Here is a 23,540-nt window from a genome sequence, read left to right as displayed (position 1 = left end):
GCGCCCTGCCCCGCGGGTTATCCTTGGCGTTCGTGGATGCGCGCCGCCCGCCAAGCCGGATGACTTGCCGCGCACGCCACGCCCCATACGTCGGCCTGCTTCGCGCTGGGTGCGAGGCGCCGACGGATTTCGAGGAGAACACCATGGGTTTGATCGATCAGCTGCGCGAACTGCGCGAATTCGGCGGCAAGCCGCGCACCACCGGCCTGGACGACGCCAGCATCGAGCGCATGGCCGCGACCGACGCCATGCTGGGCGAAGCCGTGGCCGCCGCCGTGGCGCGCCACCGCGAACTGCGCGCCGAGCTGGGGGCGGCTGGTATGGGTGAATTCCTGAAGCTGGACGAGGCCGCGCAACTGGCGCAGGCGCAGGCCGGCTTCGTCAACTTCTACCCCGACGACGCGATCAACCCCTACCTGCCGGCCGCCGCCCGCGGCCCATGGATCGTCACGCTGAAAGGCGCGGTGGTGCACGACAACGGCGGCTACGGCATGCTGGGCTTCGGCCACAACCACCCGGCCATCGAGGCCGCGCTGGCCCGCCCGCAGGTGATGGCCAACGTGATGACGCCGAGCATCGCGCAGATGCGCCTGGTGCAGGCATTGAACAAGGAACTGGGCCGCCACCGCGGCGGCAATCCCTACGCGCACTACCTGTGCCTCAACTCCGGTTCGGAGTCGGTGTCGCTGGCCTGCCGCATCGCCGACGTCAACGCCAAGCTGCTGACCGACGCCGGCGGCCGCTACGCCAGCCGCAGCATCAAGCGCCTCGCGGTGAAGGGCGCCTTCCACGGCCGCACCGACAAGCCGGCGCTGTATTCCGATTCCTCGCGCAAGACCTACCAGCAGCACCTCGCCAGCTACCGCCACGAGGACAGCCTGCTGACGGTGGAGCCGTACAACGTGGCCCAGCTCGAAGCCGCGTTCGCCGACGCCGACCGGCACGGCTGGTTCATCGAGGCGATGTTCCTCGAACCGGTGATGGGCGAAGGCGACCCGGGCCGCGCGGTGACGCCGGAGTTCTACGCCGCCGCGCGCAAGCTCACCGAGGCGCACGGCACCCTGCTGCTGGTCGACTCGATCCAGGCCGGCCTGCGCGCGCACGGCGTGCTCTCGCTCACCGACTACCCCGGCTTCGAGAAGCTGCCCGCGCCGGACATGGAGACCTTCTCCAAGGCGCTCAACGCCGGCCAGTACCCGCTGTCGGTGCTGGCGGTGAGCGAGCGCACCGGCAAGCTGTACCGCAAGGGCATCTACGGCAACACCATGACCGCCAACCCGCGCGCGCTGGACGTGGCGCTGGCCACGCTGGGCGAACTCACCGACGACGTGCGCGCCAACATCCGCGAGCGCGGCAAGGAGTTCGTGGACAAGCTCAACGCGCTGAAGGACGAATTGGGCGGCCTGATCACCAAGGTGCAGGGCACCGGCCTCTTGTTCTCCTGCGAGCTGGCCCCGCAGTTCAAGTGCTACGGCGCCGGCTCCACCGAGGAATACCTGCGCGAGCGCGGCATCGGCGTGATCCACGGCGGCGTCAATTCGCTGCGCTTCACCCCGCACTTCAACGTCACCAGCGCGGAAGTGGATCTGGTGGTGTCGCACGTGCGCCACGCCCTGCTGGAAGGCCCGCGCAAGAGCGAAAGCAAGGCCGCCTGACCGGCCCACGGACGCCAGCGCCCGCCGCCGACTTCGCGGCGGGCGCCCGGCCTACGCCGCCCTTCTGCCGTTCAGCATCGATGCGCCATTCGCGGCGATAGACTGCGCACGCCGGCAGCCGCCGGTCACCACGGGAGGAATCACCATGACCTTGCGTTTCAGCCAGCTCGCCGCCTGCGCCGTTCTCGCCTGCGCCACCACCGTCGCATTCGCCGCCACGCCGCAGGCCGCCGCCAAGAAGGCGCTCACCCCGCAGCAGCAGCGCATGAGCGACTGCAGCAAGCAGGCCACCGGCAAGACCGGCGCCGCCCGCAAGACCTTCATGAGCTCCTGCCTCAAGGGCGAAAGCGCCGCCGCGCCAGCCGCCAAGACCACGCAGCAGGAAAAGATGAAAGCCTGCAACGCCGAAGCCAAGACCAAGGCCCCCAAGGGCCAGGCGCACAAGGACTTCATGAGCAACTGCCTCAAGGGCAATGCCTCCGCAGCTCCTGCCGCGCATTAAGAAGCTGCACCGCCCCATCCAGAGCGCCGCCACGACATGGCGGCGCTTTTTTGCGGCAAGACTCCACGAATCCGCACTGGCCATGGGCTCGTCCAGCCACGCAGAAGCGACCCGCCGGCCCGTGACGACGGACAGCGTGTCCGACCTGGGTTCTGATCTCCCTGGTGCCTTGATGGAACGGTATTTCACAAGCGCGCAAGAACCCGACCGAACCCGGCGACGGCTTGACTCTCGTCGGGCGTCAGCGCCGTTTGCGCATCGGCCAGCTCTGGCACCGGGCGGCTCTGCCGTTCTTCCCTGCCGGTCGCGCTGCCTGGCCGCCATCGACTCGAAGCCCGGCAATACATGACGCGTTCGAGACCCAGCGATGGTCGAGAAACCAACGACTGTCCCGCTCACGCCCACTGCTGTCCGGAATAATCTGGGGATGGTGTCGAAGGATGAAGGCCCGCGCCGCTTGCACGAAGCATTGCGAGAAGGCGACTTCATTTCCGATAACGACCACCTATCCAGACTGTCATCCCGGTGAAGGCCGGGATCCAGTAGCGACCATGTTCGCTCAGGCCGCACGGCCACTGGATTCCGGCCTGCGCCGGAATGACGAGAAAAACCGCGGCCACGAATGTTCAAAATTATTCCGGACAGTAGTGCGCTCACGCCGGGAAGCGGCCCGCTCGCCAGATGCACATGCCGGGAACACCAGCGCGGCCGAGCTACGGAACCTGCCGTCGATCCGCGATTGAGGGATAACCCTCATTGTCTGCGCCCATGGCGGGGACTAGCCTCGACGGACATCCAACGCAAGCGGAGACGACCATGTCCAGCGACGCCGCGCCCGATCGCATTCCCACCCCGGATCACGCCGAAGAGAACGCGTTTTTCCCCTCTCCCTACTCCCTGAAGCAGTACACCTCGGCCAAGACCGACTTCGACGGGACGACATACCCGTCGCCCTATGCCGGCGGGAAGTGGAAGGTGCTGATGATCGCGTCGCAGGAACGCTACCTGATGATGCAGAACGGCAAGTTCTTCTCGACGGGCAACCACCCGGTCGAAATGCTGCTCCCCATGTACCACATGGACGCTGCTGGCTTCGCGGTTGACGTCGCCACCCCGTCCGGTGATCCGGTCAAGCTCGAGATGTGGGCCTTTCCCCACGAAGACGAGGCCGTCAAGGCAACGTACGGCAAGTACCGATCCCAGCTGAAGAAGCCCAAGAGTCTCCGCGACGTGGCCCAGGATCTGGACGCGGGCAATTACCTGGCCGTCTTCATCCCGGGCGGCCACGGCGCCCTCAACGACATCCCCTTCAGCGAGGACGTGAAGAAGACCCTGCTGTGGGCGCACGCCAACGAGCGCTACGTCATCTCCCTGTGCCACGGCCCGGCCGGGCTGCTGGCCGCGGGTCTTGGCGAGGAACCCGGAGACTTCCTGTACCGTGGCTACGAGATCTGCGTCTTCCCCGACGGCCTGGACACGGGCGCGAACGTGGACATCGGCTACATCCCCGGCAAGATGCCGTGGCTGGTCGGCGAGCGCCTGCGGCAGCTGGGCGTGCGCATCCTCAACACCGACATCACCGGCATGGTTCATCGCGACCGCCGCCTGTTGACCGGGGATAGCCCATTGGCGTCCAACCACCTGGGCAAGCTGGCGGCCCACACCTTGCTGTCGGATGTCGCCTCGCGATGAACGCCAGCGTGGCCCGCGACGCCATCGCGCTCGCCATCGCCATCGAAGGCGAACGCGACTTCCAGGCGGTGCAGGCGCGCACGCGGAGCGCGGCAGCATCGTTTGGGTACGACCGCTACGTCCTCTACGCCGCCGCCCCGGCCACGGAGGACGTCGTCAGCCGGATCTACTGGGTCGAAGGCGACTGGTTCGGCACCGGCGAGGGCGTGGACGCAGTGACCTATGTGCGTCATTGCCCGGTCGCGCGCCACATCGTGGATGCCAGCGAACCGTTCTTCTGGACCAAAACCGAGACCTCGGCGGGGCCGCGCTACCGGGTCGTAGCGCATCCCCACGGCCACGGGATTCACGGGCTGCAAGTTCCGGTCTTCGGATCCTCCGGGCTGGAAGGTGCCTTCAGCTGCGGCGGCCTGCAGGTGGACAGCAGCCCCGTGGCGCGCGCCACGCTTTCGCTGATCGGAACGGCAGCGTTCCTGGCAGCGCGGCGGCTGCTGGAAGCGCTCCCGCAGGCGCCCGATGCGCGACTCTCGGCACGGGAGCGGGAAATCCTGGCCTGGGTCTCCAGCGGCAAGCGCCAGTCCGACATCGCGGCCAGCCTGGGCCTGTCGGAGCGGACGGTGGAGAATCACCTGCGCCGCATCCGCAAGCGCCTCGGGGCATCGACCACGGCGCAGGCGATACGGTTCGCCATCAGACACGGCCAGATCGACAACTGAACGGACGGTGCTTGCCGATGCCGAAGAAGATGTGCCCTGTTTGGCTTCGGGCGTGGTACTCGAGTTGGACAGGCGGTTGGCACGAGATCGAGGCCTTCGCCGAGCCGCAGCCGCAACGGAGATTTCGACATGACGGCGCTTGCCCGGATCGAAGTTCCATCGGTTCGCTCCATGGAACACAGGCGCCGCGGATTTGCCGCCCCCGCACACGGCCATTGCAGCCATCGCGTCCGAGCAAGCCGTCACGGGCTATGCTTGGCCGATGAAAACCGTCGAAGTCCGCCACCCGCTGATCCGTCACAAGCTCGGCCTGATGCGCCGCGCCGGCATCAGCACCAAGGAATTCCGCGAGCTGGCCGGCGAGGTCGCCGCCCTGCTCACCTACGAGGCCACCAAGGATCTGGAAACCGTCGAGGAACACATCGAGGGCTGGGCCGGGCCGCTCACCGTGCAGCGGATCAAGGGCGCCAAGATCACCATCGTGCCGATCCTGCGCGCCGGCCTCGGCATGCTGCCCGGCGTGCTGGACATGATCCCCGCGGCAAAAGTCAGCGTGGTGGGCCTGCAGCGCGACGAGCATACGCTCCAGCCCATCGCCTACTACGAGAAGCTCACCGGCCGCATGGACGAGCGCATCGCGCTGATCGTCGATCCGATGCTCGCCACCGCCGGCACCCTGGTCGCCACCGTGGACATGCTCAAGGCCGCCGGCTGCACACGCATCAAGGGCCTGTTCCTGGTCGCCGCGCCGGAAGGGCTGAAGCGCATCGAGGCGGCGCATCCCGACATCGAGATCTACACCGCCGCCATCGACGATCACCTCAACGAGCACGGCTACATCCTGCCCGGCCTGGGCGACGCCGGCGACAAGATCTTCGGCACCAAGCAACTGCCGGGCTGAATGCGCGCGCCAAGGGGAGCGTTCGACTACATCGTCGTCGGCGCCGGCCCGGCCGGTTGCGCCACCGCCGCGCGGCTGGCGCTGGCGCGGCCGGAAGCCTCGGTGCTGCTGCTCGAAACCGGCCCCGCGAAAAGCGGCCTGCGCTCCGACGTGCCGCTGGGCATCGCCACCCTGGTGCCGTTCCGCAACGCGCGCAACTACAGCTACCGCACCGTGCCGCAGGCGGCCCTGGACGGACGCCGCGGCGTGCAGCCGCGCGGGCGCGGACTGGGCGGCTCCAGCCTGATCAACGCGATGATCTACGTGCGCGGCCAGCGCGAGGACTACGACGACTGGGCGCGCCTCGGCGCCACCGGCTGGGCCTGGCGCGACGTGCTGCCGTACTTCCTGCGCGGCGAGGACAACGCGCGCGGCGCAAGCGATTGGCACGCCACCGGCGGCCCGCTGGCGGTGAGCGACCTGGCCAGCCCCAGCGACTGCGCACGCGCCTTCGTGGACGCCGCCGTGCAATGCGGCCATCCACGCAACACCGACTTCAACGGCGCCAGCCAGGAAGGCATCGGCCTGTACCAGGTGTTCCAACGCCACGGCCGGCGCTGGAACGCGGCCCGCGCCTACCTGGACACGCTGGCGCCGAAGAACCTCACCGTGCTGGCCGGCACGCCGGTGGCACGCGTGCTGCTCGAAGACGGCCGCGCGCATGGCATCGCCTGCGTCGACGGCCGCACGTACGCGGCGCGCGCCGAAGTGGTGCTGTGCGCCGGCGCCTTCGGCACCCCGCAACTGCTGATGCTCTCGGGCATCGGCCCCGCCGCGCATCTGCGCGAACTGGGCATCCCGGTGCTGCGCGACAGCCCCGGCGTGGGCGCGAACCTGCAGGATCACGTGGATTTCGTGATCAGCCGCAAGGTGGACGACCGCGGCCTGTTCGGCACGGTGCCCTCCATCGTGCCGCAGGTGCTGCGCGCGATCGGGCCGTTCCGTCGCGGCACGGGCCTGCTCACCAGCAACGTGGCCGAGGCCGGCGGCTTCCTGCGCACGCGGCCCGGACTGGAGCGGCCCGACGTCCAGTTCCACCTGTGCATCGGCATCGTGGACGAGCACAGCCGCCGCCTGCACGCCACGCGCGGCCTGTCGCTGCACACCTGCGTGCTGCGCCCGCACAGCCGCGGCAGCGTGCGGCTGGCCGGCACCGACGCACGGTGCGCGCCGCTGATCGATCCCGCATTCCTCAGCGACGCGCGCGACATGGAAACCCTGCTCGCCGGCACCGCGCTGGCGCGTCGCATCCTCGCCGCGCCCGCCTTCGCGCGCTACGCGGGGCCGGCGCTGTACGACGCCGAGACGGATGACGAGGCGCGCCTGCGCGAGATCGTGCGCGCGCACGCCGACACCATCTACCACCCCGTGGGCACCTGCCGCATGGGCAGCGACGCCGCGTCCGTGGTCGATCCCGAGCTGCGCGTGCGCGGCGTCGAGGGCCTGCGCGTGGCCGATGCCTCGATCATGCCCACGCTGATCTCCGGCAACACCCAGGCCGCCTGCGCGATGATCGGCGAGCGGGCGGCGGAATTCCTCGCACGCGGCTGAAGCGCCGCTCACACCTCGTGGTGCGCCGCCTCCGCGCCCAGCGCCGCCGAGCGGCGCGGCATCAGCTCCACCAGGTACATCGCACCCAGCACCAACGCGCCGCCAACCAGCATGCGCCAGCCCAGCACGTCGCTGCCGAAGGCCACCGCGAAGGCGGCGGCGAACACCGGCTCGGTGGTCATCACGATGGCGGCGCGGGTGGCGGGCAGGTGCGCCTGCGCCCAGGTCTGCATCAGCATCGCGCCGGCGCCGGCGACCAGCGCCATATAGAGCACGGCCAGCCATGCGGCACGATCCGGCGGCAGCGCGGGCCCGCCGTGCGGCAGCGTGGCGAACAGGCAGACGACGGCGATGGCGACCATCTGCACCGCCGACAAGCCGAACGCTTCGCCCGCGCGCGACCACTGCCCCAGCAGCACGATGTGCAGCGCGTACAGCGCCGCCGAGGCCAGCGTCAGCCACACGCCCGCGTCCACCGACAGACCGTCGAGCGAGAGCAGCGCGAGGCCGGCCGTGGCCAGCGCCACCGCGATCCACACCACGCCGGCCATGCGCTGGCCGAACAGCACGGTGGCGAGGATGGGCGTAAACACCACGTACATGCCGGTGGCGAAGCCGCTGACGCTGGGCGAGATCAGCGCCAACCCCCAGGTCTGCAGCAACTGCCCGCAACCGTATAGCGCGCCCAGCGCGAGGCCGCGCGCGATGCCGGTGCGGCCCAGCCGCCAGACGTGGCGCGGGAACAGCGCCAGCATCGCCAGCGCGGCGACGGCGAAGCGCACGGCGAGGAAATCCGCCACCGGCATGCGCGCCACCACGTCCTTGATGAGCACGAAGGTGGAGCCCCACACGGCGGTCATCGCCAGCAGGCCGAGGGTGGGCAGGGTCGTGGCGCGGGATGTCATGGAGGAAATGAGTGGAGAGAAGTGAGGAGTGAGAAAAGGCGCGGAGCGGCGACTGCTTGCCCTATCTTCTCACTCCCCTTCACTCGCTCCTCATCCTGCGTACCAGTTGCCCGGGAATCTGCGCGACGAAATGCGTCCAGATGCCCAGCCACACCGTGGCCGCCACCAGCGGGTTGCGCGCGACGGGATCGAACTTGCGGAACCAGCGCCACATGCCGCGATGCTTGTGGCGGCTCACGAACACCGGGCGATGCCGGCTGGAGCCGCCCTTGCCGTGCGGCACGCGCACGTCGCCGGCCAGCAGCACGCGCCAGCCGGCGTCGCGCACGCGGCGACACAGGTCGAGATCCTCGCAATGCAGGAAGTAGCCTTCGTCGAAACCGCCCAGCCGCTCGAACAGGTTGCGCGGCAGCAGCATCAGCGCGCCGGACACCGCCTCGGCCTCGACCAGGCCCTCCGGCATCGCGCCGCCAACCTCCACGCGCTCGCCCTCGCCGCCGGACAGGCTGGCCAGCGCGCGGCGCAGCAGCGGATCGCGCCGGTGCGACGCAGGGTCGGGCACGCCCTGCGCGTCGCACACCACGGCGCCGAGCAGGCCGACCTGCTTTTCTTTTGCGAACACCGCGAGCAGGCGGTCGAGGCTGGCCTGGTCGAGCAGGCAATCCGGATTGAGCACCAGCAGCAGCTCGCCCGTGGCATGCTTCGCCGCGCTGTTCGCCGCCGGGCCGAAACCGAGGTTGCGGTGGTTCTGGATCAGGCGGAAACGCACGTCGTGCGCGCAGGCGCGCGCCACCGCCGCCGGCACGCCGTCATGCGAGGCGTTGTCGATCAGCAGCAGCTCCAGCGGCGTGGTGCAGGCCAGCACCCGGCGCACGCACTCGCGCAGACCCGGCCCGCTGTCGGCGGAAACCACGATCACGCTGAGCGGCAAGGCCTGGAAGGGAGAGGGCATGTTCACGATGCGGAGGCTGGTAGCGGACGTTGGGGAAGGCTGCGGGATTCTGCCGCCAGACGGGTGAAGTTTGCGACAGCGGAGGCGACGGTTCGGCGCTCAGTCGCCCTCGTCGCGCCCCAGCACATGGGCCAGCGCCAGCGGCATGCGCTCCTCGTCGCGCGCCAGCCACGGTTGGCCGGCGTACCAGCCGGCGAGTTGCCAGCCGCGCAGGCGATGGCGGCGATCGTGCCGGCGATCCAGCAGCAGCAGGCCTTGCTGCCTTGCCAGCGGCAGCGCCAACCAGCGGCCGTCGGCGCCGAAGTCGCAACAGGGTTCCACCCCATATAGCCGGCTGCCGTCGGCCAGTTGCACGGCCTCGTCGCCCCGGCGCAGTGTGCCGCCCAGGGGGTCGGCAACGCCCTCTTCCAACGGATGCCACTGCGGCGGTCGCAGCTCGATGATCGCGGCGGCAGGCCCGAGCGGAGCCAATGCAAGCTCGGGCCATTCGCCCGCGGGCGCATGCGAGGCTTCGCGCGGGCGGCCACGATCCAGCCAGCTCTCCAGCAGCACCAGCAGCGAGTAGCCGGCCAGCGCGGCCAGCAGGCTCCACAGCCACGCCAGCAGGCCGGCGCCGAAGCCGCGCAGTATCGCCAGCAGCAAGCCCGCCAGCCCCCAGCGCAGGCCGCGCCGCAACAGCGCGGCGGGCGGCCCGATGTGCCACAGCAGCGCGAACGTGCAAGCCAGCAGCAAGGGCAATCCAAGCCACCACGGCAGGCAGGCCAGCAGCAGCAACCACGCCAGTGCCGGCAGCCAGGCCGGCCACCGGCGCCCAGGCCCGGGTTCGCTCAGCCGCACCACACTCTTGCGTTGCGGAACATGCGCATCCACGGCGAATCCTCGCCCCACTGCTCCGGATGCCAGCTCATCTGCACGCTGCGGAACACGCGTTCCGGGTGCGGCATCAGGATGGTCACGCGGCCCTCGGCGGCGGTGAAGCCGGCCAGGCCGCCGGGCGAACCGTTGGGGTTGAGCGGGAAGTGTTCGGTGGGCTTGCCGCGGTTGTCCACGAAGCGCACCGCCGCCTGTGCCTTGGACGGGCTGCATGCGGTGGGGAAATGCACGCGGCCTTCGCCGTGCGCCACCGCCACCGGGATGCGCGAGCCGGCCATGCCCTTGAAGAACAGGCTGGGCGAATCCAGCAGTTCCAGCGTGGCCACGCGCGCCTCGTACTGCTCGGAGGCGTTGCGCAGGAACTTCGGCCAGTGCTGCGCGCCGGGGATGATCTCCTTGAGCTGGCTCATCATCTGGCAGCCGTTGCACACGCCCAGCGCGAACTTGCTCGGATCGGCGAAGAACGCGGTGAACTCCGCGCGCAGGTAGTCGTTGTAGAGGATGGAGGTGGCCCAGCCGCGGCCCGCGCCCAGCACGTCGCCGTAGGAGAAGCCCCCGCAGGCGGCAAAGCCGCGGAAGTCGGCCAGTTTCACCCGTCCGCTGGCGAGGTCGGACATGTGCACGTCCACCGCCTCGAAGCCGGCGCGCGTGAACGCGGCGGCCATCTCCACCTGGCCGTTGACGCCCTGCTCGCGCAGGATCGCCACGCGCGGCTTGGCGCCGCCGGCGATCGCCGCATGGATCAGCGGCGCGGCGATGTCCTCGGCCGGGTCGAAGGTGAGCTTCGGCGAAAGGCCCGGATCGGCGTCGTCCATCCGCCAGTCCAGCTCGGCATCGGCGCTGGCGGGGTTGTCGCGCAGCTGCTGCATGGCGTGGCTGGTCTCGTTCCAGGCGCGGTACAGCGTGCCCCAGTTCCACTTGAACAGCGTCTCGCCGCCCGAGAAGAGCTTGATGCCCAGCTTCTCCTTGGGTCGGCCGATGCGGTAGCTCATGCCGGCGAGGTCGTGCTTCACCAGCAGCGCCTCGAACGCCTCGCGGTTGGCCTTGGCCACCTGCAGTACCGCGCCCAGTTCCTCGTTGAACAGTGCGCGCAGCGCGGCGTCGGCCCAGCCGTCGAGATGGATTTCCAGGCCGCAGTGGCCGGCGAAGGCCATCTCCAGCAGGGTGACGATGACGCCGCCGTCGGAACGGTCGTGGTAGGCCAGCAGCAGGCCGCCGCGGTTCGCCTCCTGCACCAGCTCGAACAGCGCCTTGAGGCGCCTGGCGTCGTCCAGATCCGGCGGCACGCCGCCGCTGCGGTTGAACACCTGGGTCAGCGCGGACGCGCCGAGGCGGTCGCGACCGGCGCCGAGGTCGAGCAGCCACAGGTCAGTGTCGCCGTGGTCGAGCCGGAGCTGCGGGGTGAGCGTGCGGCGCACGTCGTCCACGCGCGCGAAGCCGGTGATCACCAGCGACACCGGCGACACCGTGCGCTGCGGTGCGTCGCCGTCCTTCCACACGGTCTGCATGGACAGCGAGTCCTTGCCCACCGGGATGGAGATGTCGAGCTGCGGGCACAGCTCCATGCCCACGGCCTTCACCGCGTCGAACAGCGCAGCGTCCTCGCCGGGGTGGTTCACCGCGGCCATCCAGTTCGCCGACAGGCGGATCTCGCTCAAGCTCGCGATCGGCGCGGCAGCCAGGTTGGTGATCGCCTCGCCCACCGCCAGCCGCGCGGCGTCGGCGCTGGAAAGCAGCGCCACCGGGGCGCGCTCGGCCATCGCCATCGCCTCGCCGCGGTAGCCGTCGAAGTCGGCCATGGTCACCGCGCAGTCGGCCACCGGCACCTGCCACGGGCCCACCATCGGGTCGCGGTGGTTGAGGCCGCCCACGGTGCGGTCGCCGATGTTGATCAGGAAGCTCTTGCTGCCCACGGTGGGCAGGCGCAGCACGCGCAGCAGCGCCTCGTCCATGCCGATGCCGGTAAGGTCGGGCACCAGATCCACGCGCGGCTTGATGCGCTTCGCGTCGCGGTGCATGCGCGGCGGCTTGCCGAACAGCACGTCCATCGGCAGGTCGATCACCACGAGGTCGCGGCGCGGGTCGGCGACGCGCAGCACGCGCGCTTCGGTGGCCGTGCCGACTACGGCGTACGGGCAGCGCTCGCGCGCGCAGTACGCCTCGAACTCGGGCAGGTTTTCCTGCGCGATGCCGAGCACGTAGCGTTCCTGCGATTCGTTGCTCCACACCTGCATCGGCGACAGCGAGGGGTCGTCGCAGGGCACCTTGGAGAGGTCGATCTCGCCGCCCACGCCGGCGTCGTTGAGCAGCTCGGGGATCGCGTTGGACAGGCCGCCCGCGCCCACGTCGTGGATGCTGACGATGGGGTTGGCTTCGCCGCGCGCCCAGCAGGCGTCGATCACCTGCTGGCAGCGGCGCTCCATCTCGGCGTTGTCGCGCTGCACGGAGGCGAAGTCCAGCTCCGCGCTCGATGCGCCGCCGGCCACCGACGAGGCGGCGCCGCCGCCCAGGCCGATCAGCATCGCCGGGCCGCCCAGCACGATCACCGCATGGCCGGGCCTGATCTCGTGCTTCTGCACGTGCCCGCTGCGGATGTTGGCGAGGCCGCCGGCCAGCATGATGGGCTTGTCGTAGCCGCGGCGCAGGCCGGCTTCGCCGGCTTCCATCTCGAAGCTGCGGAAGTAGCCGCCCAGGCACGGCCGGCCGAATTCGTTGTTGAACGCGGCGGCGCCCAGCGGGCCGTCGCGCATGATCTCGAACGCGCTGGCCATGCGCGGCGGCAGCGGGCGCTCCACTTCCCACAGCTGCGGGTGGCCGGGAATGCGCAGGTCGGAGACGGAGAAGCCGGTGAGCCCGGCCTTGGGCTTGGCGCCCCGGCCGGTGGCGCCCTCGTCGCGGATCTCGCCGCCGGCACCGGTAGCCGCACCGGGCCATGGCGCGATCGCGGTGGGGTGGTTATGCGTCTCCACCTTGATCGCGTAGTCGATCTGCTCCTCGTGCGCGCGCCACACCTGGTTCGCGTCGGCGAAGAAGCGCTTGCCCGTGCTGCCCTCGATCACCGCGGCGTTGTCGTGATAGGCGGACAGCGTGTGCGCGGGCGAGCACTGGTGGGTGTGCTTGATCATCGCGAACAGGCTCTTGTCCTGTTCCTGGCCGTCCACCGTCCAGCTCGCGTTGAACACCTTGTGGCGGCAGTGCTCGGAGTTCGCCTGGGCGAACATGAAGAGCTCGGCGTCGGTGGGATCGCGGCCCAGCTCGGCGTAGCGTTCGGCGAGGTAGTCGATCTCGTCGTCGGCCAGCGCCAGGCCCAGCTCGGCGTTGGCCTTGGCCAGCGCGGCGCGAGCATCGGCACCCAGCGCGACGTGCACCAGGTCACCGGGCTGGCCGGCGAGAAACAGGCCTTGCGCCTCGTCCAGCGAAGCCAGCACCGACTGCGTCATCGCGTCGTGCAACTGCGCCAGCACGGCCTCGTGGGCCGGCGTGCCCGCCGCGGGCAGGCCGGTGAGGTGCCACGCCGTGCCGCGCTCCACCCGGCGCAGGTCGAAACCGGCGCCGTGCAGGATGTCGGTGGCCTTGCTCGACCACGGCGAGATCGTGCCCAGCCGCGGCACCACCCACAGCGTGGCGGGCGCCGGCGCGGCGTCCTTCGCCTCCAGCACCTCCAGCAGGCGCTGGCGCAGCGCGCCTTCCGGCGCGGCGGCGGCATCGAGGAAATACACGAACCACGCGGCCTGCACATGCGCGCCGCGATGCAGGGCATCGAGGCGGGCGTTGAGGCGTTCGAGGCGGAAGGACGAAAGGGCGCTCTGCCCGTCGAGTGCGATCATGCGGGGAACGGCGCTGCACGAGTGGAAACGCCTATTCTAGCCCATGCTGCAGCACGGCATAACCGGTGTGCCGGCAAGCGCGAGCCGGACGCCTCAGCGCCGCGCCCAGGCGGCGATCACCGCGTGGATCGCCTCCAGCCCGTCGAACAGCGCCGCCGGCCCCGGCTGCAAAATGATCGGCGACTTGATCTCATGCAGCTCGCCGTCGCGCACCGCGGGGATCGCGTCCCAGCCCGGCCGCGCCGCCACCTTCTCCGGCCGGAAGCGCTTGCCGCACCACGAGCCGAGGATGATGTCCGGCGCGCGCCGCACCACTTCGTCGCCGTTCGCGAGGATGCGCTGCTTGGCCAGCGGCTCGCGCGCCAGCTCGGGGAAACAGTCCTCGCCGCCGGCGATCTGCACCAGCTCGGCCACCCAGCGGATGCCGGTGATGATGGGCTCGTCCCATTCCTCGAAGTACACCCTGGGCCGGCGCGGCAACTGCGCCGCCGCCGCGCGGATCGCCGCGACGTGCCGCTCCGCGCGTTGCGCGTAGGCCTCGGCCTTGTCGTGCGCGCCCACCATCGCGCCGAGGCGGCGGATGTAGGCGAGGATGCCGTCCACGCTGCGGTGGTTGCTGATCCACACCTCGACGCCGGCCTTCACCAGTTCGCGGGCGATGTCGGCCTGGATGTCGGAAAAGCCGATCGCCAGGTCAGGCTCCAGCTTCAGGATCTCGCCGATCTTCGCGCTGGTGAACGCGGAGACTTTCGGCTTCTCCCTGCGCGCCCGCGGCGGACGCACGGTAAAGCCGGAGATGCCGACGATGCGCCGCTCCTCGCCCAGTGCGTAGAGGACTTCGGTCGGCTCCTCGGTGAGGCAGACGATGCGCTGCGGGAACGGGTCGGCCACGCCCGTGCTCAGGGATACAGGAGACGGTTCGTCCAGGTCTGGCCGTGCCGGCTCCAGCGCACGCGCTCGTGCAGGCGGAACTCGGCGCCGTACCAGAACTCCACCACGTCCGGCTCGACCAGGTAGCCGCCCCAGTGCGGCGGGCGCGGCACGTCACGGCCCTCGAACTCGCGCTCGTAGCGCGCCACGCGTTCGTCGAAGCTGTGGCGGTCGGGCAGGTTCTGCGACTGCAGCGAGGCCCAGGCGCCGATCTGGCTGCCGCGCGGGCGGGTGGCGAAGTAGGCGTCTGATTCCTCCGGCTGCAGCTTGCGCGCCACGCCCTCCACGCGCACCTGCACGCCATGGCGCAACTGCTTCCAGTGGAAGCACAGCGCCACCTGCGGATGCGCCGCCAGCTGGCTGCCCTTGTCGCTGTCGTAGTTGGTGTGGAAGCGGAAACCGCGCTCGTCCACGCCCTTGAGCAGCACGATGCGCGAGGCCACGCGGCCGTCGGCGTCCGCGCTGGCCAGGTTCATCGCCGTGGGTTCCGGGTCGCCGGAGGCCTTGGCCTCGTCCAGCAACTGCCTGAAAGTCTGCAGAATCTCGGGGCTCAGCATGGCTTCGAAACTTTTCCCTTGAATCGTGGCGCGCTCGCGCCATCATGACGCGGATGAAACAGACATATCTTAACGCAATCCCCCACCCCGCCCGGGCCCACGGCCGGCTGCGCCCGCCCGAAGCCGGTGCGCGCCGGTGAGTGCGGCCAAGCCGCATCCGCCCGCGCCGAACGCCTCGCTGGCCGGCCACCTGCTGGATCAGTACGCCGGGCGCATCGCCCGCTCGCGGCGACCCTACATCCTCGGCCTGTCCGGCCTGCAGGGCAGCGGCAAGAGCACGCTGGCGCGCGAGATGAAGGCACAGGCCGAGACACGCGACTGGCCCACCGAGGTGCTGTCGCTGGACGACTTCTACTACTCGCGCGGCGACCGCGAGCTGATGGCCCAGGAGATCCATCCGCTGCTGCGCACCCGCGGCGTGCCGGGCACCCACGAGATCGAGCTGCTGCTCTCCGTGCTGGCCGCGCTGCCGCAGGCCTCGGAGAAGCTGCCGGTGTCCTGGCCGCGCTTCGACAAGGGCCGCGACACGCGCATGCCGCCCTCGCGCTGGCCGCGCGTCACCCGTCCGCCCAGACTGGTGATCGTGGAAGGCTGGGCGCTGGGCATCCGGCCGCAGGTGCAGGCCGCGCTGGAGGAACCCGTCAACCAGTTGGAGCGCGAGGAAGACGCCGACGGCAGTTGGCGCCACTGGGTCAACAAGCAGCTGCGCGGCTACCAGCCGCTGTGGCGCAAGTTCGACGCGCTGATCGTGCTGCAGGCGCCAAGCTGGGACGTGGTGCGCCGCTGGCGCGGCGAAACCGAGCAGGAGCTGCTGGCGCGGCGCGCGCCGCTGGCGATGGACGCGGCCTCCATGACGCGCTTCCTGCAGCACTTCGAGCGGCTCAGCCGCCACGCGCTGGCCACCCTGCCCGCGCTGGCCGACAGCTGCGTGGAGTACGACGACGAGCGGCACATGACCGGGCTCACGCACGCCTGACGCCTTGCTCCCCTCTCCCTCCGGGAGAGGGGTTGGGGGTGAGGGTTCGGCGGGCTCGAAATACAGCAACCGCCTTGCCTAATGCCGGGAGAGTGCTTCCTGCACTTTCCCGGAGCCCGCTACGCGGGCTCCACCTGCACCGCCGTGCCGTAGGACAGCACCTCGGTGACGCCTTCGGCCACGTCGTTGGCGTCGTAGCGCATCGCCACCACCGCGTTCGCGCCCATCGCGGCGGCGTGCTGCAGCATCAGCTCGAAGGCCTCCTCGCGCGCCTTCTCGCACAGCTCCGTGTAGATCGTGATGTTGCCGCCCACCAGGGTCTGCAGCGCGGCGCCGATGTTGCCCACCACGCTGCGCGAACGCACCGTGATGCCGCGCACGATGCCCAGCGAGCGCGTGACGCGGTAACCGTGCAGGTCGTTGCCGGTGGTGACCATGCCGTGGGGGATCGGTAGGTTGGCCATGCGTGTTCTCCTGATGGAATGATCGACGGGGGCGCCACACCACACCGTTCGCGCTGAGCGTAGCTTGCGCAAGCAAGCGGAGTCGAAGCGCCAGCGCTCCGAAGTTCTTCGACTTCCTCGCTCCTCAGAACGCGGCCATCCATGGCCGCTCTCCGCGTCGGCCCTGCAGGCCTACGCTCAGGACGAACGATGGAGGGTGCAGGCATCCCCGCTCAAGTATCCAGCAAGGCCGCGTAGCCGTCGCGTGCATCCGGCCATGCGGGCGCCCAGCCGCTCGCCCGCAGGCGCGCATTGCGCAGGCGCTTGCTGCCCACTCCGACCGGCGCCGGGCCCTCGCGCGGCGGCGGCGCGTCGAGCAGTTGGGCGAGGAAGTCGCACACCTCGTCCAGCGGCAGCGGCGTGTCGTCCACGCCCAGGTACAGCGGCAGCGGCGCGGGCAGGCGCAGCAGGTGCGCGATGGCCGCCGCCGCATCGTCGACGTGGATGCGGTTGGCCCAGTGCGGCACCTCGCGCGGCACGCGCTGCGCGCCGCTGCGCACACGTTCGAGCAGTTGCATGCGGCCCGGCCCGTACAGGCCGGCAAGGCGCAGCACAGTGGACGGCACGGCCTGCGCGGCCAGCCACTGCTCCGCCTCCAGCAGCAGCGTGCCGTTGAAGCCCATGGGCGCGGGCGGCGTGTCCTCGTCCACCCAGTCGCCGTCGTGCTCGCCGTACACCGCGCTGGAAGACACCAACAGCACCTGCTTCAGCGCACGCGCATCCAGCGCCTCCAGCAGGTGGCGCAGGCCGTCCACGAACAGCGCGCGATACGCCGCCTTGTCGCGCGCATCGGGCGCGGGCAGGTAGACCACGCGGGCGATGCCGGCGGGCAGGCTTCCCGGCGCGTGCGGCGCCATGAGGTCGGCGCCCAGCCAGCGCAGGCCGGGCACGCTTTCGCGCGGCGGGCTGCGGCGCAGCGCCCACACTTCGTCGCCCTGCGCCAGCAGGCGCGCCGCCACCCGCAATCCCACGTCGCCGCAACCCGCGAGCAAAATCCGTTCAGCCATCCAAACGCCTGCTGCTAAAGTGAAGGAATGAATCCGTCGCGCAACCTGTTCCTGATTGGCCCGACCGGCGCCGGCAAGACCTCGGCCGGCCGGCGCCTCGCCGCGCATTATGGCCTGCGCTTCGTCGACCTCGACCGCGAGATCGAACGCCGCACGGGCACCGACGTGAACACCGTGTTCGCGATCGAGGGCGAGGCCGGCTTCCGCCAGCGCGAGAGCGCGCTGCTGGAAGAATTCAGCGCGGGCGACGGCATGCTGGTCGCCACCGGTGCCGGCGTGGTGCTGGCCGCGCACAACCGCGCGCTGCTGGCCGAGCGCGGCTACGTGCTGTGGCTGCAGGCCACCATCGAACAGCAACTGGAGCGGCTGGCGCACGACACCAGGCGCCCGCTGCTGGCCGGCGAGGATCGCCGCGCGCGGCTGGAGGCGATGGCGGCGATCCGCGAACCGCTGTACCGCGAACTCGCCGATCTCGCCCTGCCCGCCATCCACGGCATCGCCGCCATCAAGGCGCAGGCCATCGCATTGATCGACCAACACTGGCAGCGCCAAACCTCCATCGCATGAACCACAACACCCTCACCACCCTCGACGTCACCCTCGGCGAACGCAGCTATCCGGTCTGGATCGGCCGCGGACTGCTGGCCGACGCCGCGCGCTGGCGCGAGCGCCTGCGCGGCCGCCACGCGCTGGTGGTCAGCAACACCACGGTGGCGCCGCTCTACCTGGATCGCGTGGCGCGCGGCCTCGATGGCCTGAAGTGGGCCAGCTTCCTGATCGAGGACGGCGAGGCGCACAAGAGCTTCGCCAACGTGGAACGCGCGCTGGCCGCGCTGGCCGAACTCGGCGCCACCCGCGACGCCTGCGTGATCGCGCTGGGCGGCGGTGTGGTGGGCGACCTCGCCGGCTTCAGCGCGGCGTGCTGGATGCGCGGCATCGACTTCATCCAGATGCCCACCACCCTGCTGGCGATGGTGGACTCCTCCGTCGGCGGCAAGACCGGCGTTAACCTGCCCGCCGGCAAGAACCTGGTCGGCGCCTTCCACCAGCCGCGCGCGGTGGTGGCCGACATCGACACGCTGGCCACCCTGCCCGACCGCGAATACCGCGCCGGCCTCGCCGAAGTGATCAAGGGCGCGGCGATCGGCGACGAGCCGTTCTTCGCGTGGCTGGAAGCGCATGCCGACGCGCTGGCCGCGCGCGACGACGATGCCGTGGTCGAAGCCATCGCGCGCAAGCTGCGCTACAAGGCCGGCGTGGTGGCACGCGACGAAACCGAACAGGGCGAACGCGCCCTGCTCAACCTCGGCCACACCTTCGGCCACGCGCTGGAAACCGCCGGCCGCTACACCACGCTGCTGCACGGCGAGGGCGTCGCCATCGGCATGCTGCTGGCCGCGCGCCTGTCCGAGCGGCTGGGCATGGGCAACGCCGCCGACACCGCGAGCCTGCACCGCCTGCTGGACGCCATCGGCCTGCCCACCGCCGTGCCCATGGGCTTCGACCCGGAGCAACTGCTCGCGCTGATGCGGCTGGACAAGAAGAACACCGCCGGCACGCTGCGGTTGATCCTGTGGCGCGGCGTCGGCAAGGCGGAGATCGTGGCGGGCGTGGACGAGGCCGACGTGCTCGCGGTGCTGGCGCAAGCCCGCGCGTAGCGTCACGCCGACGGCGCGCCCCGCTTGCGCCGTCTGCCTGGAACGCCGGCGAGACTTTCGAGGTAGGCGCAGAACATGTCGGCCATCGCGCCGGCATAGGTCTTGATCTCCGCCGGCGTTCGCGGCCGCTCCGAAAAGCGCTTGCCCACCGTGCCGAGCGTGGTGGCAATCAGTTCGCCCGCCCTCGAACGGACGGATGCCGTCGCATCCGGCAAGACCTCGCGCATGAAGGCCCGCATGGCGCGCTCGCCCGACGCGCGCGCCGCGCGGGCCTCCGGCGCGTCGCGGTAGAGCGGCGCCGCATCGCCGAGCGCCACGCGTATCGCAGCCTCCTCGCACTCCGAGCGGACGAAGGCATGCACCAGGGTGCGCAGCCGTTCAAGGGGCAGCCTGCCGGTGTCTTCGAGGATGTCGCGCAACATGCCGGCGGTGTGCCGCCACTCGTCGCTCTGCAGGCGGAACAGGATCGCCGCCTTGTTCGGGAAATACTGGTACAGCGAGCCGATGCTGACGCCCGCGCGCTCGGCCACCCGCGCCGTGGTGAAGCGCGGCGCGCCCTCCTTCGCCAAAACCTGAACCGCCGCCTCGAGAATCACGGCGACCAGTTCGGTCGAGCGTGCCTGCTGGGGCTGTTTTCGCTGGGAAATGCGCGGTTTCCTGCGGTCGTTCACGGGCGCTCCGGGAATGCGAATGGCGAATGCGATGGATTGATCGCATTCTAGTCCCACGCCGCAACCGGCGCACCCAGACACCGGAGAACCGCATGAATACGCTTGCCACAGCCCCGCTTGCGCCCTTGCTCGACCGCCTGTTCGACGAGGACGCCGCCATGTCACCCGCGACGAACCCTGCCCTTGCCGCGCTGTCCCGCGACGAACGCGAGCGCCTGATGCGCAGCAAGACCGACTACCTCGCCTTCTACGGCCAGCTGAAGGATCTGCCGCTTTCCGTCTCGCGCGAAACCGGCAGCCTGCTCTACATGCTGGCGCGCGGCTGCCGAGCGCGATCCATCGTCGAGTTCGGCACATCCATCGGCATTTCCACCCTGCACCTCGCTGCGGCCCTGCGCGACAACGGCGGCGGGCGCGTGATCGGCAGCGAGTTCGAGCCCTCCAAGCTGGCGCGTGCCCGGGACAACCTCGCGGCCAGCGGCCTCGCCGACCTGGTGGAACTGCGCGAAGGCGACGCGCTGCAGACGCTGGCCACCGGCCTCCCCGACGCCATCGATCTGCTGCTGCTCGACGGCGCCAAGGCGCTGTACCCGGAGATCCTCGCGCTGGTGCAAAGCCGCCTGCGCCCGGGCGCCTTCGTGGTCGCCGACAACGCGGACTACAGCCCTGAGTACCTCGCCCTGGTGCGCGCGCCGGGTTCCGGCTACCTGTCCGTGCCGTTCGCCGACGACGTGGAGCTGTCCATGCGGCTGGGCTGAATGGGCGCTGGGAGCGCGCGATGCACGGAATCCGTCCGTCGCGCGCATCTCCCCTGCAAAGCGGAGGCGTTGCCAATAAACTCTGCGCTCCGGCTCACGCCCAACGCCCTGCCCCATGCGCCTCTACCTGCAAAACCTGCCCGGCAGCGCCGAGCCGCCACGCTACGTCCAGATCGTGCTGGAGCAGGATCTGCTCGGCGGCTGGACGCTGTACCGCGAAACGGGCCAGCAGGGCGGCAAGGCCACGCTCAAGCGCGAACAATTCCTCGAACGCGACGAGGCCATTGCCGCGTTCGAGAAGGCGCGCGACGCCCAGCTCAAGCGCGGTTTCCGCCTGATGTTCAGCCAGGGCCTCGACGGCCCCTACGGCCGCTGACCCGATGAACGCACCGCTGAAGAACGACCGTTTCCTGCGCGCGCTGCGCCGCGAACCGGTGGACACCACGCCGATCTGGGTGATGCGCCAGGCCGGCCGCTACCTGCCCGAGTACCGCGCCACGCGCGCGCGCGCCGGCAGCTTCATGGGGCTGGCGCAGAACCCCGAGTTCGCCTGCGAGGTGACGCTGCAGCCGCTGGCGCGCTTCGAGCTCGACGCGGCGATCCTGTTCTCCGACATCCTCACCATCCCCGACGCGATGGGCCTGGGGCTTTCCTTCGCGCAGGGCGAAGGCCCGCAGTTCGCGCGCCCGGTGCGTAGCGCCGCCGACGTCGCGCGGCTGGCCGTGCCCGACATGGACGGCGAGCTGCGCTACGTGATGGACGCGGTGCGGCTGATCCGCAAGGAACTCGACGGCCGCGTGCCGCTGATCGGTTTCGCCGGCAGCCCGTGGACGCTGGCGTGCTACATGGTGGAAGGCAGCGGCTCGCGCGACTTCGCCACGCTGAAGGCGATGTGCTGGAACGAGCCCGCGCTCGCCCACCAGTTGCTCGACGTGCTGGCGCGCAGCGTGGCCGCGTATCTCGCCGCGCAGGCCACGGCCGGCGCGCAGGCGCTGATGGTCTTCGACACCTGGGGCGGCCTGCTCGGCCCCGCGCCGTTCCGCGAGTTCTCGCTGCGCTACATGGCGCGGATCGTCGCCGAGCTGAAGAACGACGCGCACGCGCGCGAGCTGCCGGTGATCCTGTTCTCCAAGGGCGCCAACGCCCAGCTCGCCGCGATGGCCGACTCCGGCTGCGCCGCGCTGGGCGTGGACTGGACGATCGATCTCGCCGACGCCCGCCGCGCGGTGGCCGGCAAGGTGGCGCTGCAGGGCAACCTCGATCCGGCGATCCTGCGCGCCAGCCCCGAAGTGATCCGCCGCGAGGCGCGCGCCGTGCTGGACAGCTACGGCAACCACCCCGGGCACGTGTTCAACCTGGGCCACGGCATCACGCCGGAGGTCGACCCCGAGCACGTGCGCGTGCTGGTGGACGAGGTGCATGCCTACGGGCGTATGCTGCGCAGGGAGCCGTCCTGACCGTCGAACCGGTCGACCATGACGCATCACAGGAGTGTTATGAAGCCCTTGGCCATCCTGCTGTCCGGCTGGTGCGTGCTGGCGAGCTTCGCGGCCTTGGCGCAAACCGATCTCCCTGCGGTGAAGGTCACCGCACCGCCCTACTCGTCGCAGCATGGCGGCTATCTGATCTCCGGCGACTTCAAGGTCGATCCGCGCATGCCGTCGGTGGTGTTTCCCGCGCAGGCGCTGGTGAAGGGCGACATCCTCAGCATCGAACCGATGTCGCTGCAGGACGACGAATACCTCGTGCTGCAGGAGTGCGCGTCCGCCGACTGCCACGAGGCCAGCATCGTGCGCTTCTGGAGCGCGGACAACATCGGCGGCGAGGATGCGCGCTACAACCGCGTGCGGATCACGCACGAGAACAAGTACTTCATCTGGCTCAAGCGCCTTCCGGAAGTGTCGGGCCAGAGCTGCGGCCAGGGCTGGCTCATGTTCAGCAACGAAACCACCAAGTGCGGCAGCCACTTCACCAGCTTCCAGCAAATCAGCCCGCCGCTGACGCTGATTCCTACCGGCGATCTCGTGGCGTTCCACCGGCAGGCGCTGCAAAGGGCCGAGCGCAGCGATCCGGTACGGGTCGCGCAGGAAACGCACGAGGGATCCACCTATGTGGTGACCTACGATAGCGGCAGCGTGGTGCGCGTCCAGCGCATGCATGCCACCCGTTGAAGCCGGCAAGACAGGTGCCGACGGCTCATTGGCCGGACACCTGTCCCTGTCATCAAGGAAAGGAAGCATGAGGTATTTCGACTGGTTGATGCTGCTGGGCTTCGTCGTTCCCGGCGCCGTCATCTGCCTGATCCATCGCCATCTCACCCGGCGGGCGCGCTGATGTACATGGGCCACTTCGCCATCGCGCTGGGCGCACGCCGCTGGCTGCGGCCGCTGCCCATGGCATGGCTGCTGTTCGCCTCCATCGAACCCGATCTGCACGACGTGCTCGGCAACCTGGTTCCCGCACTTGGCATCGGATCCGACACCCACACCATACCCGGCGTCTGCGCAGCGGCCATCGTGGTTGCGGCCGTCACGGCCCTGGTCTTTCGTCGCGCCGACCTGGCTCTGGGTGCTGGCCTGCTGGTGCTATCGCACGTGGCAGTCGACTACCTCACCAGCCGGTTGCCACTGTGGCGGCATGGCCCTGTGATTGGCCTGCATCTTTACGCAACGCCATGGGCGGATTTCCTGTTCGAAGCCGGCACCATCGCCATCGGCATGACGCTGTACGCCCGTTCGCCCGACCTGCGCCGCCCCGCACGCGGAGGACTGGCAATCATTGCCGTTGCAATGCTGGCTTTTCAGGCTGTGTGGAACTTCGGTCTGGGTAGCGGCTGACCCCGCGAGCATCGCCCGTGCGCGACACCG

Annotated in this window: 23 protein-coding genes; 14 read left to right on the top strand and 9 right to left on the bottom strand. The window is 70.1% G+C overall.

Going from position 1 to position 23,540, the window contains the following annotated elements:
• Window positions 1-143: 143 nt before the first annotated feature.
• The 6 genes from ACZ5Z2_RS04960 to ACZ5Z2_RS04935 all read left to right on the top strand — a co-directional run bounded on the left by ACZ5Z2_RS04960 (window position 144) and on the right by ACZ5Z2_RS04935 (window position 7,056).
• Window positions 144-1,655: an aminotransferase class III-fold pyridoxal phosphate-dependent enzyme gene (locus tag ACZ5Z2_RS04960; protein ID WP_464760847.1), complete on the top strand. Its 1,512-nt coding sequence runs from the start codon at window positions 144-146 to the stop codon at window positions 1,653-1,655.
• A 145-nt stretch (window positions 1,656-1,800) separates the two neighbouring features.
• Window positions 1,801-2,157 (top strand): PsiF family protein, encoded by a 357-nt coding sequence (locus ACZ5Z2_RS04955; protein WP_464760846.1) that lies wholly within the window; start codon window positions 1,801-1,803, stop codon window positions 2,155-2,157.
• Between the two features lie 816 nt (window positions 2,158-2,973).
• Window positions 2,974-3,849 carry a glyoxalase III HchA gene (gene hchA / locus ACZ5Z2_RS04950; protein WP_464760845.1) on the top strand — a complete coding sequence of 292 codons (876 nt, stop codon included), beginning with the start codon at window positions 2,974-2,976 and terminating at the stop codon, window positions 3,847-3,849.
• The gene (locus ACZ5Z2_RS04945) at window positions 3,846-4,565 is read left to right on the top strand and encodes a PA1136 family autoinducer-binding transcriptional regulator (RefSeq protein WP_464760844.1); all 720 of its coding nucleotides are present in this window, start codon (window positions 3,846-3,848) and stop codon (window positions 4,563-4,565) included. The genes hchA and ACZ5Z2_RS04945 overlap by 4 nt, the downstream gene beginning before the upstream one ends.
• Before the next feature lie 262 nt (window positions 4,566-4,827).
• A complete protein-coding gene (upp, locus tag ACZ5Z2_RS04940; protein WP_464760843.1) occupies window positions 4,828-5,466 on the top strand; it encodes a uracil phosphoribosyltransferase in 639 nt (212 codons plus the stop codon).
• Complete coding sequence (locus tag ACZ5Z2_RS04935; RefSeq protein ID WP_464760842.1) at window positions 5,467-7,056, top strand: GMC family oxidoreductase; 1,590 nt, start codon at window positions 5,467-5,469, stop codon at window positions 7,054-7,056. It begins immediately after the preceding gene.
• A gap of 8 nt (window positions 7,057-7,064) precedes the next feature.
• Here ACZ5Z2_RS04935 and ACZ5Z2_RS04930 read toward each other — a convergent pair whose 3' ends face one another.
• The 6 genes from ACZ5Z2_RS04930 to pdxH all read right to left on the bottom strand — a co-directional run bounded on the left by ACZ5Z2_RS04930 (window position 7,065) and on the right by pdxH (window position 15,124).
• Window positions 7,065-7,961, bottom strand: a complete 897-nt coding sequence (locus ACZ5Z2_RS04930) for a DMT family transporter (RefSeq protein ID WP_464760841.1) — start codon at window positions 7,959-7,961, stop codon at window positions 7,065-7,067.
• Window positions 7,962-8,040: 79 nt separating this feature from the next.
• Complete coding sequence (locus ACZ5Z2_RS04925) at window positions 8,041-8,913, bottom strand: glycosyltransferase family 2 protein (RefSeq protein WP_464760840.1); 873 nt, start codon at window positions 8,911-8,913, stop codon at window positions 8,041-8,043.
• A gap of 99 nt (window positions 8,914-9,012) precedes the next feature.
• Window positions 9,013-9,783, bottom strand: coding sequence for a hypothetical protein (locus tag ACZ5Z2_RS04920; protein ID WP_464760839.1), 771 nt, complete (start codon window positions 9,781-9,783; stop codon window positions 9,013-9,015).
• On the bottom strand, window positions 9,741-13,613 hold the full coding sequence (purL, locus tag ACZ5Z2_RS04915; protein ID WP_464760838.1) for a phosphoribosylformylglycinamidine synthase: 3,873 nt from the start codon (window positions 13,611-13,613) through the stop codon (window positions 9,741-9,743). The genes ACZ5Z2_RS04920 and purL overlap by 43 nt, the downstream gene beginning before the upstream one ends.
• 93 nt (window positions 13,614-13,706) lie before the next feature.
• On the bottom strand, window positions 13,707-14,504 hold the full coding sequence (locus ACZ5Z2_RS04910) for an ABC transporter substrate-binding protein (RefSeq protein ID WP_464760837.1): 798 nt from the start codon (window positions 14,502-14,504) through the stop codon (window positions 13,707-13,709).
• An 8-nt stretch (window positions 14,505-14,512) separates the two neighbouring features.
• Window positions 14,513-15,124, bottom strand: coding sequence for a pyridoxamine 5'-phosphate oxidase (pdxH, locus tag ACZ5Z2_RS04905; RefSeq protein ID WP_464761664.1), 612 nt, complete (start codon window positions 15,122-15,124; stop codon window positions 14,513-14,515).
• A 112-nt stretch (window positions 15,125-15,236) separates the two neighbouring features.
• Between pdxH and ACZ5Z2_RS04900 the strand changes: the two genes are divergently transcribed.
• Window positions 15,237-16,076 (top strand): kinase, encoded by an 840-nt coding sequence (locus ACZ5Z2_RS04900; protein WP_464760836.1) that lies wholly within the window; start codon window positions 15,237-15,239, stop codon window positions 16,074-16,076.
• Window positions 16,077-16,195: 119 nt separating this feature from the next.
• On the opposite strand, the gene ACZ5Z2_RS04895 is transcribed toward ACZ5Z2_RS04900, so the two are convergent.
• Together ACZ5Z2_RS04895 and ACZ5Z2_RS04890 are read right to left on the bottom strand one after the other, a co-directional pair.
• Entirely contained in the window at window positions 16,196-16,540 is a 345-nt protein-coding gene (locus tag ACZ5Z2_RS04895) for a YbjQ family protein (RefSeq protein WP_464760835.1), read from the bottom strand.
• Window positions 16,541-16,752: 212 nt separating this feature from the next.
• Complete coding sequence (locus ACZ5Z2_RS04890) at window positions 16,753-17,586, bottom strand: NAD-dependent epimerase/dehydratase family protein (RefSeq protein ID WP_464760834.1); 834 nt, start codon at window positions 17,584-17,586, stop codon at window positions 16,753-16,755.
• A 27-nt stretch (window positions 17,587-17,613) separates the two neighbouring features.
• Here ACZ5Z2_RS04890 and ACZ5Z2_RS04885 point away from each other — a divergent pair, with 27 nt between their 5' ends.
• Window positions 17,614-18,153 carry a shikimate kinase gene (locus ACZ5Z2_RS04885; RefSeq protein ID WP_464760833.1) on the top strand — a complete coding sequence of 180 codons (540 nt, stop codon included), beginning with the start codon at window positions 17,614-17,616 and terminating at the stop codon, window positions 18,151-18,153.
• Window positions 18,150-19,244, top strand: a complete 1,095-nt coding sequence (gene aroB / locus ACZ5Z2_RS04880) for a 3-dehydroquinate synthase (RefSeq protein ID WP_464760832.1) — start codon at window positions 18,150-18,152, stop codon at window positions 19,242-19,244. The genes ACZ5Z2_RS04885 and aroB overlap by 4 nt, the downstream gene beginning before the upstream one ends.
• Before the next feature lie 2 nt (window positions 19,245-19,246).
• Here aroB and ACZ5Z2_RS04875 read toward each other — a convergent pair whose 3' ends face one another.
• Entirely contained in the window at window positions 19,247-19,915 is a 669-nt protein-coding gene (locus tag ACZ5Z2_RS04875; protein ID WP_464760831.1) for a TetR/AcrR family transcriptional regulator, read from the bottom strand.
• A gap of 92 nt (window positions 19,916-20,007) precedes the next feature.
• Between ACZ5Z2_RS04875 and ACZ5Z2_RS04870 the strand changes: the two genes are divergently transcribed.
• The 5 genes from ACZ5Z2_RS04870 (at window position 20,008) to ACZ5Z2_RS04850 (ending at window position 23,510) form a co-directional block, all read left to right on the top strand.
• Window positions 20,008-20,673 carry an O-methyltransferase gene (locus tag ACZ5Z2_RS04870; RefSeq protein WP_464760830.1) on the top strand — a complete coding sequence of 222 codons (666 nt, stop codon included), beginning with the start codon at window positions 20,008-20,010 and terminating at the stop codon, window positions 20,671-20,673.
• 115 nt (window positions 20,674-20,788) lie between these two features.
• Window positions 20,789-21,049: a WGR domain-containing protein gene (locus tag ACZ5Z2_RS04865; protein WP_192104990.1), complete on the top strand. Its 261-nt coding sequence runs from the start codon at window positions 20,789-20,791 to the stop codon at window positions 21,047-21,049.
• Window positions 21,050-21,053: 4 nt separating this feature from the next.
• Entirely contained in the window at window positions 21,054-22,130 is a 1,077-nt protein-coding gene (gene hemE / locus ACZ5Z2_RS04860; RefSeq protein WP_464760829.1) for a uroporphyrinogen decarboxylase, read from the top strand.
• 39 nt (window positions 22,131-22,169) lie between these two features.
• Window positions 22,170-22,844 (top strand): hypothetical protein, encoded by a 675-nt coding sequence (locus ACZ5Z2_RS04855; protein WP_464760828.1) that lies wholly within the window; start codon window positions 22,170-22,172, stop codon window positions 22,842-22,844.
• A 162-nt stretch (window positions 22,845-23,006) separates the two neighbouring features.
• Window positions 23,007-23,510, top strand: a complete 504-nt coding sequence (locus ACZ5Z2_RS04850; protein ID WP_464760827.1) for a hypothetical protein — start codon at window positions 23,007-23,009, stop codon at window positions 23,508-23,510.
• The last annotated feature ends 30 nt before the right edge of the window (window positions 23,511-23,540 follow it).

It is taken from the genome of Rhodanobacter sp. G1 (assembly GCF_055397855.1).
This window is presented reverse-complemented; position numbering and strand designations above follow the sequence as displayed.

Bases quoted from the DNA above. Each gene is read 5' to 3' on its own strand.
- ACZ5Z2_RS04960 (WP_464760847.1), top strand. From the start codon at position 144: ATGGGTTTGATCGATCAGCTGCGCGAACTGCGCGAATTCGGCGGCAAG.
- ACZ5Z2_RS04955 (WP_464760846.1), top strand. From the start codon at position 1,801: ATGACCTTGCGTTTCAGCCAGCTCGCCGCCTGCGCCGTTCTCGCCTGC.
- hchA (WP_464760845.1), top strand. From the start codon at position 2,974: ATGTCCAGCGACGCCGCGCCCGATCGCATTCCCACCCCGGATCACGCC.
- ACZ5Z2_RS04945 (WP_464760844.1), top strand. From the start codon at position 3,846: ATGAACGCCAGCGTGGCCCGCGACGCCATCGCGCTCGCCATCGCCATC.
- upp (WP_464760843.1), top strand. From the start codon at position 4,828: ATGAAAACCGTCGAAGTCCGCCACCCGCTGATCCGTCACAAGCTCGGC.
- ACZ5Z2_RS04935 (WP_464760842.1), top strand. From the start codon at position 5,467: ATGCGCGCGCCAAGGGGAGCGTTCGACTACATCGTCGTCGGCGCCGGC.
- ACZ5Z2_RS04930 (WP_464760841.1), bottom strand. From the start codon at position 7,961: ATGACATCCCGCGCCACGACCCTGCCCACCCTCGGCCTGCTGGCGATG.
- ACZ5Z2_RS04925 (WP_464760840.1), bottom strand. From the start codon at position 8,913: ATGCCCTCTCCCTTCCAGGCCTTGCCGCTCAGCGTGATCGTGGTTTCC.
- purL (WP_464760838.1), bottom strand. From the start codon at position 13,613: ATGATCGCACTCGACGGGCAGAGCGCCCTTTCGTCCTTCCGCCTCGAA.
- ACZ5Z2_RS04895 (WP_464760835.1), bottom strand. From the start codon at position 16,540: ATGGCCAACCTACCGATCCCCCACGGCATGGTCACCACCGGCAACGAC.
- ACZ5Z2_RS04890 (WP_464760834.1), bottom strand. From the start codon at position 17,586: ATGGCTGAACGGATTTTGCTCGCGGGTTGCGGCGACGTGGGATTGCGG.
- ACZ5Z2_RS04885 (WP_464760833.1), top strand. From the start codon at position 17,614: ATGAATCCGTCGCGCAACCTGTTCCTGATTGGCCCGACCGGCGCCGGC.
- aroB (WP_464760832.1), top strand. From the start codon at position 18,150: ATGAACCACAACACCCTCACCACCCTCGACGTCACCCTCGGCGAACGC.
- ACZ5Z2_RS04870 (WP_464760830.1), top strand. From the start codon at position 20,008: ATGAATACGCTTGCCACAGCCCCGCTTGCGCCCTTGCTCGACCGCCTG.
- ACZ5Z2_RS04865 (WP_192104990.1), top strand. From the start codon at position 20,789: ATGCGCCTCTACCTGCAAAACCTGCCCGGCAGCGCCGAGCCGCCACGC.
- hemE (WP_464760829.1), top strand. From the start codon at position 21,054: ATGAACGCACCGCTGAAGAACGACCGTTTCCTGCGCGCGCTGCGCCGC.
- ACZ5Z2_RS04855 (WP_464760828.1), top strand. From the start codon at position 22,170: ATGAAGCCCTTGGCCATCCTGCTGTCCGGCTGGTGCGTGCTGGCGAGC.
- ACZ5Z2_RS04850 (WP_464760827.1), top strand. From the start codon at position 23,007: ATGTACATGGGCCACTTCGCCATCGCGCTGGGCGCACGCCGCTGGCTG.